Origin of the sequence: Oceanospirillum linum (assembly GCF_001995095.2) — a bacterium.
Classification (GTDB): domain Bacteria; phylum Pseudomonadota; class Gammaproteobacteria; order Pseudomonadales; family Halomonadaceae; genus Oceanospirillum; species Oceanospirillum linum.
Genome location: NZ_MTSD02000206.1, coordinates 1 through 400, shown reverse-complemented (window position 1 = coordinate 400; position 400 = coordinate 1). Strand labels below are relative to the sequence as shown.

General features: G+C 32.5%; 1 protein-coding gene. It reads right to left on the bottom strand.

Annotated features, from left to right (window positions below):
- Window positions 1-277 (bottom strand): hypothetical protein (locus BTA35_RS18135; protein ID WP_238377644.1); only part of this gene is annotated, 277 nt, incomplete at its 3' end.
- Window positions 278-400: the final 123 nt, after the last annotated feature.

The window sequence follows — 400 nt, the reverse complement described above, 5'->3', positions numbered from 1 at the left end:
TGTATATAGTTCTTGATATTCTTCTGTTTCGTTTGCGACTACATTCTGTGGAACATACTAAGACATTAGGAGATGGATTATAAAATATATCTCCACATTCTACACACTCTCTTGTTAATAAAGCAATTCTATTTTGTTCCTCGATTTCTTTTTCTTTAATATTAATTTCTTTTTTAAGTAATTGATATATTTTTTTAATCAATCGCTGTCTTTCTTTTCTTTCTGCAGTGTCTTGTTTTTGCTTCTCTAAAATAATTTTATATTTTTCTAATGGCATATGACCCTTTGACCTGCTTTTGCATTCTTCACTACAGAATCTTGCTATGTGTGCATTCCTTGCTGGTACTGTAAAAGCCTGTCCACACCATTCACATGCCTTGTTAGTTCCATCATCCCACCC